We start from the raw sequence: 10362 nt of genomic DNA on the forward strand, positions 1-10362 counted from the left end.
AAAAAATCTCTAATAACTCTTGTGTTAAGCGGTTAATGTTATTTGGGCCAAAAGGGTCAATCATATTATGGCCAAAGGGGTGAATTCTGTTTGGCCAAAAGGGTCAAAGTAGAGTGGCTTTTCCAAAGACACCCGTTCCTGTCTCAGCCTGTTCGTTTCGGACAGGCTTTTTTATAGGCAATCTCCTCAAAAATTAGTAAATTTGCAGTCTAAATCAGATAAGTACGCAAAATGACTAAGGCAGAAATTGTAAATGAGATAGCGAAGACCACAGGAATTGACAAGGCAAGTGTTCTCGCGGTGGTTGAGCAATTTATGGTTGTTGTAAAAGACAGCCTCGCACATGGAGAGAACGTATATCTCCGTGGCTTTGGCACATTCCAAGTTAAGGAACGTGCTGAAAAAACAGCACGCAACATTTCAAAGAATACCACAATAGTAATTCCGGCTCATAATATACCGTTCTTCAAACCATCGGCCGAGTTCAAGAAGGAGGTGGGTCAGTGATATGGAACAGGAAAACCAATATGGCGAAAGCGCGGTTGAAGAACTGACGCCCGACTGTAACGACCATTGTGAGGACGAATGTCATTGCCATAATTGTCACGAGAAACAGCCGGAGATTTTCGATGAAAGTGACATCGACCGCATAATAGCCAACCTTAATGACTGGGATTGAGATATGAGATATAAATATTGTCCCGAATGTGGCGCAAAACTCAAAGGACAGCAAGCAGGTGATGATGGGCTTGTGCCGTACTGTGATAACTGCAAGCGGTATTGGTTCGATTCGTTTTCAAGTTGCGTGATTGTCATGGTCGTTAACGAGCTGCATGAGATAGCACTTCTCAAGCAGTCGTATATATCCGACCAATATGAGACATTTGTCGCCGGTTATATCACACCGGGCGAAAATGCAGAGGAAGCTGCAACACGCGAAGTCAAGGAAGAACTTGGACTGACGGTAGAGAATCTGATATATGAGGGCACCCATTGGTTTGACAAGCGAGAACAGTTGATGCACGCCTATATCGGCATTGTCAAGAAAGCAGACTTCTCCACATCGTCAGAGGTTGACGGCGTTTCATGGGTACCATTGGAGGATGCCCCTACAAGGATGTTCCCCGATCGCCCCGGTAACACACAGCATATCCTTTACCGCAAGTATCTGGAGTTGCTGAGAACCAAATAATATTCCGATTGAAAAGTTGAGATTAAAAGGCGAGGCCAAGCAGATGCTTGACCTCTTAATCCTTTTATAGTGCGGGTACTGAGACTAAAATCAGTATCGGCACTTTTGTGAGAGCAAAGTTAGCTCTTTTTTATTGAACGTACAAAAAAGTTACGAGCCTGACCCGTGGAGCCAGACTCGATTTAATCTTGTTTATAGTGCAGTTGGCAGCATCGGGGCCATCCAAATACACTTTCGTATCGCAAAGGTAGTAATACTTTTCCAATACAACAAATCGTCAGCGTTTTTTTCTCGCAAATTTAACAATCTTTTTGAGTAATGACCTTAATAGGTGCAGAAAACATCTGTTTTTTTGTGGTATTATACCTGTTTGGGATTCTATTACAGTACGAATGGTTGGTGTCTTTTTATAAAGGCGCGAGGTAGCAGACCACAACTCATTCCACATATCATTTGCTCTGTTAACTGATACTTGTCTCAGCATATAGTCAACAACACGCAACGCCCCTTTGAACGACTGTTGCTCATTCGCGCTAAAAGACGGACAGGCTTGTCCTGCCCTGATACCTTTTGATAGCGTCATTCCAAATACCACATTACCGTGCGCACAAGCATTGCGGACTTCTCGAATTGCGGTCAGATAACTTTTGAATGTTTCGATAGCAAATTCTCTGAAGTGAGAACTGATAAGACTTTTATCTCTATCCCAAATCAGACTGTCATAAAGAACTTCCAAATTACCGAATGTCATAAATTCCATAGTCTTCCATGCCGGGGCATATTGTCCGAGGTACTTGGCATGATGTCGTTGTATCGGTAATTTATTCTTGATTGAACGATATGCCTCATTCGGGAACTTCCTTATAAAATCACTTGATACAACATTCGGATCGACGAACCATGTAGGGTTTGAATTATATTTATTGGAAAGTTCATAGATGATGGTTGTTCGGATAGCGACCTCAATCCTTGACAAATATTTGTTCAGGATATTCCTCAAATCCATATCGAAATAATACAACGCCACAACATCCTCAATCCTTGTTCCGGGATTAACCATGTGCTGACGTCGATGATCGAGATGAGGATAAGTTTGCTCAAAAGGGAATAGATAGAAACCAAGCCGGTAATAACCAATATCGGCAAGGTACTCTTTAGCCTTAGGTTCATCGGATATGATAACTCCGTGTCGCCTAAGTTTCTCTAATTGTTCATCGAGCGTAGTGGCTCTTTTCGTATATGGTATTTTCCGTCGGGGCATATTATTCGGTCGATTGAAATACAAAATTACAAAATTTAATCGAGCCCTGCTATATTTTTATTGAGGGTCAACGCTTTTAGCACATTATAGCATTTTCAATACACTAATCACAGCACGGATATAGCCGGGATCTTCAGCGTAGCCAATCTTTTTCAGCCACAGCAGATAATTTCCTCCCTTATATCGGTACTGCAATTTTGTGTAGTAGGCCTTGACTGATTCAGTCCAATGGTTGAACTCGTAGTATTTACCTGTCCGTGGATTGGTAAGCCCGAATAGATTGTGCTTGTTGCGGCAGACCGGGGATTTGAACCAGCCTGTTTCAAGTATTGCCTGTGCCAATACTATCTTCGGATATTTTATGCCGTTCTTTTCAATCTCGGCAATCAGGTTTGGAATGGTCAGATCCGGTAGTCCGGAACTGACGGGTGCTTGCTGGAAATGTGACTTTGATGTGGTGACAATGCTTGCAGATAGCGTTTGTGGCATATTTTTTACGCCAATAACCGTCTCCGGGATTGATGATATTTGAGGCAGTGCGCTATCATTCTTATTGTCAGCGTTATATACTCCTCTCTTGTGCATTTCAACCGTCACAGGAGAATCTTTTGTGACGGTGTAAAACTGGGCTGCGGCATACTGTGAACAGAAAACTGCACAAGCCATCGCAACAAAAATGTTCGGAATTTCAAATTTAGCAATCATGTGGGGATAATTTTGAGGCCGACAAGCGGTTACGCCGCAAATTTATAACCTCTAATTCATTGACATGGAAATTCCGAACAAAAATCAGCAGGACACGCTCCCTTATGAAAAACTCGCCCTTTTGGGTATCGACAGGGAGAAAGCTGATATGCTTCCGCAGGACGTGAAGCAAAAATTGATGCAGGGGGAGGTCACGCCTCTTTTGCAGGTGTCTATCGACACCGGGAATGGCATGGTTATCTCATTACCCCTTAAACTCCAGCTCGCGGCCGACAAAGACGGCAATCCCACGCTGATCGCATATCCCGTGCAGCGTGAACTGTCGGTTGACAGGAACAACGAGCTTCGCCTGTCGCAACAGGAACTTGACGCATTGCGCCGTGGCGACGTGTTGCAGAAAGCCATCGACATCAACGGCGAGAAGACTCAGCAGTATCTCCAGCTCGACCCGGAAACAAAGTCAATCATCCACCGCCGCATAACCGAGGTGCAGATTGAGCAGAAGTTGAAGGACATGGAAAAGGTCAACGATATCGAGCTTGGCTCCCAGCAGAAACAGCAGGCACGCGAAGGCAAGCCGGTGGAACTGTCGGTAGGAGGCGAAAAGGTATCGGTCGGCATCGACCTCAAGGAACCGCAGGGCTTCAAGGTCGTAAAAGGCGACCTCAAGGAGTGGGAGCGACAGCAGAAACTCCGCTATGACGAGCAGCACCCCGAATATCTCGGACTGGTAATGACCGACAAGAACCGCTGGGAATATCAGAAAGTTGTCGAGCATGACTCTAAGGAACGTGCCATCAGCCTCGACCCCACGCAGAAAGAGGAACGGAAATCCCGCATCAAACGCTGACACACATGGCAGCTTCAAGAAAAAAAGAGCCGGGCCAACTCTCCGTAATGGATCAGTTCGACCGCATGAAAGAGAAACACCCCGACGCCTTGCTACTTTTCCGCACCGGCAACACATACGAAATCTACCGTCAGGACGCGAAAAAGGTGTCGGAAATTCTCGGTACACCAGTCTCCACGCGTACAGTCGGCAAAGAAAAGAATGTCGATGTGGCATCCTTCCCGCACGAAGCACTCGACACTTATCTTCCACGGCTTGTAAGAGCCGGAATGAGAGTGGCTATATGCGAACAGCTTGAAGACCCCAAGCAGAAGAAAAAGGAGCAGGAGGCGAAGCACGTGGAGACTACATCACAACAACCCATTAACAAAGAATCCGATATGCCAAGAAAAAAGAAAGAAAAGACTCCCCAGGAGGAGCCTGTAAAGACCACAAAGAGCGCGGTCGATGAAACGACCCCGAAAGAGAAGAAATCAGAATCCCAATCCGCCACCCAGGGCGAAGCCGCCGAGCGTAAGCCCCGTGAGCCTCAGATGGTGACGGTCAACGGAGACAAGGTGACACATGGTCACGCTTACCAGAGCAAGACCAACCCGGAGGACTGGTATTTCACCGCCAAGATCAACGGCCAACAGTTGAAGCCGCAGAAGATGGATCCGGCCGACCTCGCCGCCTATCAGCAGAAAGAACTCACGGTGCCGCAGCTCATGGAACGCTACTATCCCACCAAACTCATGCCGAGGGTGCCCGATGTCTCCTATCAGGTGGCGAATGTGCTGCCCGGCCCCGAGGGCAACCTAACTATCGACAAGTTCAATGTCTATAAGGAGACCGACGAGACCCGCGCCGACTACGGCAAATATAAGTTCTACGCACAGGTGGGAGACAAGAAGATGTCAACAACCGCCTCACGCGAGGACCTGAACGCATACTTCGACCGCGTGGCAACTCCCGGACAGCTTGTGGAGCGCAACTTCGGCGACCGTCTGCACCTGCAATCCCACTACGAGCAGTTCAGGCTCCCGGAGGGCATCGACCCCAAAGGTATCCGTGTCGCAAAGGACAAGGAAGATGGAAAGTGGAAGGTGTCGGCCGACCTCGGCGAAGGACGCGGACGCACTTCCCGTCAGGAGCTGTCCTTTGACGACGGCTATTCTCTATTCAAGACGAAGACCGCCACACGCGAGCAGATAGCCGCAAAATATCTCACTGAGGAGATAAACACCAAGCTCGCCGCCCCGCTCTCTATGGAGAAATCAGCCTCCATGAAAATGTAAAACCGTTTCCCAACAACACTTAAAAGAATACCACTATGGCAAAATTAGAATATGACGAGCTTGTGCAGCTCCTTCAGGACGGCAACATCGGCTTCCTCCGCTTCATGCTTGAAAGCGACAATGCGGAGTCTTATCTCGAATGGTGCGAGCTTCACGGCATCGAACCCTCGGAGGAATCCGCCGAGTTCTACTACGATGAGACCGAGATCGACATGATGGAGCGTCAGCTGATAGACGACGAGGATTATGGCATCTGGAACTAACGGCGCGTCCAACAGTTCAGGCCAGCAGGCCCTCGACCGCTTCGCCCAGATGATGATCGAGCGTATGGAGAAGATGAAGGGCTCGGACTGGGAGAAGGGCTGGATCGGCGTAGCCTCTTCCGCCGGCCTGCCCCAGAACATCATGGGACGCAACTACTCCGGCTCAAACTCCTTTTTCCTCCAGTTGCACACGGCGGCGCAAGGCTACGAGCTTCCCGTGTTCCTCACATTCAAGCAGGCACACAACTTCAAGGCCCATGTCCTCAAAGGAGAGAAAGCCTTTCCGGTGATATACTGGGACATGATGGTACGAGACAAGGACGGCAAGAGAATATCCTCCGACGAGTACCGCGCCATGAGCCGTGACGAGCGGAAAAATCTCGACGTGATACCATTTGTCAAGGCGTTCCCGGTTTACAACATCGACCAGACCAATTTCCGAGAGGCACAGCCTGAGAGGGTGCAGAAACTACTCGACCGCTTCAAGGTGCCTGAAATGCGCGACACACAGGGTATGTACGCCCACGGCGCACTCGACCGCATGGTTGCCGAGCAGACATGGCTCTGTCCCATACAGGCCGACCGCAAGGAGAAAGGCGCGTATTATTCCCCCTCGCGTGATATTGTCGTGCTTCCCATGAAGCAGCAGTTCAACAAGGGCACGACTCCGGAGGACATATACCGCGACGGCATGGAGTTCTACTCGACAATGCTACACGAGATGACGCACTCCACCATGACACCCGAAAGGCTCAACCGTGAGGCGGGCGCGAAGTTCGGCGACCCGAAATATGCGAAAGAGGAACTGGTGGCCGAACTTACAGCAGCCATGATAAGCCACTCTATGGGCTTTGACTCCAAAGTCACAGACAACTCGGCGGCCTACCTCGATTCTTGGATAGGCGCGCTCCGGCAGGAGCCGAAGTTCATCGTGTCCGTGATGGCCGATGTCAACAAGGCTTCGGAAATGATACTCGACCGTGTGGACGCACAGCGCATATCGCGCGGCGAACAGCCTTATCAGGCGAAGAACGACCCTCTGATGGCTCCATTGGAGGACGAGATATGCCCGTTCAAGAACGCCGCCATAATCAAGACACGCTCCGGCGACTTCGCCCTGCGTGCCTCATACAACGGTGTCGATCTCGGCATGAAGCCCATCGAGCGTTCAACTGCGAGAATGTATTTCCAGCTCACCGACCAACGCGAGAAAGATATATTCCTCGGAAGCGCGATACGCAAGAATTATGAATCGGAGATAGCCGGCATCGACCGCCGCGCCTCCAAGTCACTCTCAATCGTCTGAAGCAATGGCACCGGCTGACTATAAGGTCAAGTTCAAGGAACTTAAATCGCGTGTGGGTATTGATGATGTCGCCTATTCACTCGGCTACCGCCTCGACCGCAAGGCAGGTGTGGGCCGGTACATCGAGCTTGTGCTGGGCGAGGGACGCGACAAGCGTGACACCATCATCGTCAGCAACCGCCGCGACAAGGCTTCGCAGACTTTCTTCCGGCGGGACGGCTCAAAGGGTGACGTGGTGTCGTTCATACGCGAGAACCTTTCATCGTTCAATGTCATCGGGCTAACCGAATGGCAGAAGATAGCGAAAGTGATGGCGCAGTTCGCCAATATGCCGGAGCCGGATTATGACCGTGACAGGGATTATGTACGCTCGGCATCCGCGCCTCAGGTGTTCGACCCTTCGCGCTACCGTGTCAAGGAACTGGACGCGGCCAATATCCCCCGGCTGTTCGCACAGCGCGGACTGTCGGCAGATACGGTCAAGGCTCTCGCCCCGTTCATTTCCCTTGTGTCCGACAGGCGCAACGAGAATTTCAACGGCTACAATATCGGCTTCCCCTACACGGAAGCCGGGAGCGACAAGACTGTGGGATATGAGATCCGTGGCATGGGCGGCTACAAGTCAAAGGCCGCCGGCACCAATTCCTCAACGGCGGCGTGGGTGGCCGACCTGTCGCACGGCAACAACGGACTCGTGCGTCATGTGTTCTTCTGTGAATCCGCCTTTGACGCTATGGCTTTTTTCCAACTGAACCGTCCACGGTTAGGCGAGGACATCGCCCTTGTCTCCCTTGGCGGCACGTTCTCCGACCGTCAGGTACTGGGCGTTATGGAGCGTTTCCCAAACGCCCGTGCCTACGACTGCTTCGACAACGACCTTGCCGGACGCATCAATGGACTCCGCCTCATGGCTCTTGTCGAGGACATTCCACTCAAAATCACCAAGACGCCGGAGGGCTTGATGGTGGAGGCCAAAGGCAAGAGTTTTCCGGTGTCGCCCGACCGCTCCGCCTACACTCAGTTTGAACCGCATATTTCCGTGCGTTACCGCATGGGGCAGTGGCAGCCGCCTAAGGACTTCAAGGACTGGAACGACTGCCTGTTGGGTAATCGCTCCTCAATCAAGATACTCCCTACCAAACATGACCGTGACGATAACCTCGCCGAGCAACGCGCCTCCGGCTTAAAAATATGACTGACCGATGAAGACTATCAAACCGAAAACAGTTCTGCTCGCTCTTTCCCTCCTTGTCATTCCGGGAGCGGACATGATGGCGCAACAGACCGACCCGACGCTCACGGCGGCGGTAATAGCGCAGACTGTGGAGCTTAACAATATCCACAAGAAGCGCAAGTCAACCCAGGAGAAGATCATCGCGGCTGAAGCCGCCGTGACTGTCGCCCTCGACCGCGTTCACTCCGTGGAGAACAAGATGCTTGAGTATCTTTCCAACGCCCAGGGTGCCATGCAGAATCTCTATCAGATAAAGCGTGCCGGAGAACTGGTGCTGACGGAGATACCCAAGAACTGCGACCTGTTGCGTAAATCGGTGCCGGGCCACCTGAAAGGCACGGCCATAGCGGTGCTGGTGTCCGATGAACTGACTGACGCGGCAGCGCAGATGGCTGCTCTCTATCCCTTCATGCAACAACTTGTCACTTCGGGGAGCTACACCGTGACCGGTGCTGACGGTAACAAGGAGAAACACAAAGTCAACCTGCTCAACTCCGCCGAGAGGTACTATGTGGCAAACGAGGTGGTGACACGTCTGGAGACAATCAACACCGACCTGTGGCTACTGGCGTGGCAGATACGCACTCTCTCATGGAACGACCTGTGGTTCTCGCTTGACCCCGACGGCTGGGCCTCGGTTATGTCGGGAAAGGCTATCGCGGAGACCCTTGTGTGGGAGTGGAACACGATAAAATACAGATAAACGAACTATCAACAACATTTTTTACATGGATACAGAAACAAAGATTATCGGCCGTTGCCCTGTGTGCGGCGGCAATGTGGTGAAGACCTGCAAGGGCTACCGCTGTGAGAACAACACCGGGGAGGACGGCAAGTGCGGACTCTTCATCAACGGGGTTATAGGCAACCGCAAGATGGCGGATGCCGAGGTCGCGGAACTGCTGGAGAAGCGGAGCATATTGCTCGACGGCTTCGCCACAAAGGAGTGGAAGACTTTTCCGACCGTGCTTGTCATGGCGGCTGACGGCTCGATCAATATGGAGTCGGTGGTGGCACACTGCCCCCGTTGCGGCGGCGAGATCCGCGTGGGCGCAAAGGCTTTCAACTGCTCCAACTACCGGCAGGAGGGAAGCCCCTGCGACTTCGTGATATGGCGCAATATCGCCGGGCATCTCATGACGCTCGATGAAGTGCGAGAGATATGTGCCGATGGTGTCACATCCCACGAGGTCGAGATGTTCGGCGAGAATGGCTCTGTCTATCGCCGCAAACTCGGCTTATCTCCCGACAAACTAAAGGTTATCAAGGTATGAAGCCGGGAACGAAACTCGCCATACTGCTCATAAGCTGTGTGGCTATGTGGGGCGGCATAGGATATGCCTTCCACTACTTCGGCCAGCCGTCGAAACGGGCGCAGTCGGTGGCGGAGAAGGCACTGATGGCCTCGGTGGATAATCCGGAGTCGGTAAAGGTCATAGCGGTCAGCAAGCCTGACAGTGTGTTCGGCCGCAACTACATCAACAACGACGAGAAAATGGCGATAGCCATGTCGATGATGAAAGTCAACGAACAGGTCATGTCCCGGACAGACGGTCTTCAGAACCTCGATTTTGAGGACAACACCGTTTCCGAGCTTGTCGGCCGCCAGATGTCGGCGATGTCCGCTCTACGCTCGATGGTGGGCTTTGAGACTCCTGACGCTCCACGCAAGCCGTTCTCCGGCTGGAAAGTGAAAATAGAGTATGAGGCTCTGTCGGAAAGCGGCTCTCCATACCGCTCGGAATACTGGTTTATCCTCGACCGCGACGCACAGTGCGTCGTAAACTCTTTTGAAATACCTCTTTTATAAATCCCTAAACTGAATACAACGATGAAAGAACTACTTGATCAGATCGAAAAACTCACATCTACATTCCTGAAAGACGCCGCCTCCCAGCTCGACAAGGGCAACAGGGCTGCCGGACTCCGCGCTCGTCGCGCATCCCTCGAACTGGAGCCGTTGCTTAAACGCTTCCGCAAACTCTCGCTGGAAGCCGCCAACAACAAGGCTGAATAATCCGCCCTCGATAGGACAATTTCTTTGCTGCCAAAAACCGGGACTCCCTGTGCGTGAGCATGGGGAGTTTCCTATTATTTAATCCAACCTTTTTTCAGTACCCGGAATGAATAAAAAGGACTATATATGATGAATGGAAAAGCCACTCTACTTTGACCCTTTTGGCCAAACAGAATTTACCCACCTTGGCCATAATATGATTGACCCTTTAAAGTCCTGGTGTTAGGGGTCAATTTTATTTTACCCTTTTAATTCTC

General features: G+C 51.0%; 14 protein-coding genes. 12 read left to right on the forward strand and 2 right to left on the reverse strand.

Annotation, left to right across the window (positions count from 1 at the left end; translation table 11 throughout):
* Positions 1–231: 231 nt before the first annotated feature.
* Genes FW767_RS12385 through FW767_RS12390 form a run of 3 tightly spaced genes read left to right on the forward strand, consistent with a single transcriptional unit; the run spans position 232 to position 1192 of the window.
* On the forward strand, positions 232–507 hold the full coding sequence (locus tag FW767_RS12385; RefSeq protein WP_016278692.1) for an HU family DNA-binding protein: 276 nt from the start codon (positions 232–234) through the stop codon (positions 505–507).
* Position 508: 1 nt separating this feature from the next.
* Positions 509–679 (forward strand): hypothetical protein, encoded by a 171-nt coding sequence (locus FW767_RS13220; protein ID WP_167330598.1) that lies wholly within the window; start codon positions 509–511, stop codon positions 677–679.
* 3 nt (positions 680–682) lie between these two features.
* Positions 683–1192, forward strand: coding sequence for an NUDIX domain-containing protein (locus FW767_RS12390; RefSeq protein WP_016278691.1), 510 nt, complete (start codon positions 683–685; stop codon positions 1190–1192).
* A 277-nt stretch (positions 1193–1469) separates the two neighbouring features.
* Here FW767_RS12390 and FW767_RS12395 read toward each other — a convergent pair whose 3' ends face one another.
* Together FW767_RS12395 and FW767_RS12400 are read right to left on the reverse strand one after the other, a co-directional pair.
* The gene (locus FW767_RS12395) at positions 1470–2453 is read right to left on the reverse strand and encodes an Abi family protein (protein WP_016278690.1); all 984 of its coding nucleotides are present in this window, start codon (positions 2451–2453) and stop codon (positions 1470–1472) included.
* 84 nt (positions 2454–2537) lie between these two features.
* On the reverse strand, positions 2538–3158 hold the full coding sequence (locus FW767_RS12400; protein WP_016278689.1) for a glucosaminidase domain-containing protein: 621 nt from the start codon (positions 3156–3158) through the stop codon (positions 2538–2540).
* A gap of 64 nt (positions 3159–3222) precedes the next feature.
* On the opposite strand from FW767_RS12400, the gene FW767_RS12405 reads away from it, so the two are divergent.
* The 9 genes from FW767_RS12405 to FW767_RS12445 are packed head-to-tail and all read left to right on the forward strand — an operon-like array spanning position 3223 to position 10105.
* The gene (locus FW767_RS12405; protein ID WP_016278688.1) at positions 3223–4008 is read left to right on the forward strand and encodes a DUF4099 domain-containing protein; all 786 of its coding nucleotides are present in this window, start codon (positions 3223–3225) and stop codon (positions 4006–4008) included.
* 5 nt (positions 4009–4013) lie between these two features.
* Entirely contained in the window at positions 4014–5285 is a 1272-nt protein-coding gene (locus FW767_RS12410; protein WP_016278687.1) for a MutS N-terminal domain-containing protein, read from the forward strand.
* A gap of 35 nt (positions 5286–5320) precedes the next feature.
* Complete coding sequence (locus tag FW767_RS12415; protein WP_016278686.1) at positions 5321–5548, forward strand: hypothetical protein; 228 nt, start codon at positions 5321–5323, stop codon at positions 5546–5548.
* Positions 5532–6854 carry an ArdC family protein gene (locus tag FW767_RS12420; protein WP_016278685.1) on the forward strand — a complete coding sequence of 441 codons (1323 nt, stop codon included), beginning with the start codon at positions 5532–5534 and terminating at the stop codon, positions 6852–6854. The genes FW767_RS12415 and FW767_RS12420 overlap by 17 nt, the downstream gene beginning before the upstream one ends.
* A gap of 4 nt (positions 6855–6858) precedes the next feature.
* On the forward strand, positions 6859–8049 hold the full coding sequence (locus FW767_RS12425) for a toprim domain-containing protein (protein ID WP_016278684.1): 1191 nt from the start codon (positions 6859–6861) through the stop codon (positions 8047–8049).
* 7 nt (positions 8050–8056) lie between these two features.
* A complete protein-coding gene (locus tag FW767_RS12430; protein ID WP_016278683.1) occupies positions 8057–8791 on the forward strand; it encodes a hypothetical protein in 735 nt (244 codons plus the stop codon).
* Positions 8792–8816: 25 nt separating this feature from the next.
* The gene (locus FW767_RS12435) at positions 8817–9362 is read left to right on the forward strand and encodes a topoisomerase C-terminal repeat-containing protein (RefSeq protein WP_016278682.1); all 546 of its coding nucleotides are present in this window, start codon (positions 8817–8819) and stop codon (positions 9360–9362) included.
* Entirely contained in the window at positions 9359–9898 is a 540-nt protein-coding gene (locus FW767_RS12440) for a hypothetical protein (RefSeq protein ID WP_016278681.1), read from the forward strand. Before FW767_RS12435 ends, FW767_RS12440 begins: the two co-directional genes overlap by 4 nt.
* A gap of 21 nt (positions 9899–9919) precedes the next feature.
* Entirely contained in the window at positions 9920–10105 is a 186-nt protein-coding gene (locus FW767_RS12445) for a hypothetical protein (RefSeq protein ID WP_016278680.1), read from the forward strand.
* Positions 10106–10362 lie beyond the last annotated feature (257 nt).

Origin of the sequence: Heminiphilus faecis, from assembly GCF_008728965.1 — a bacterium.
Classification (GTDB): Bacteria; Bacteroidota; Bacteroidia; order Bacteroidales; family Muribaculaceae; genus Muribaculum; species Muribaculum faecis.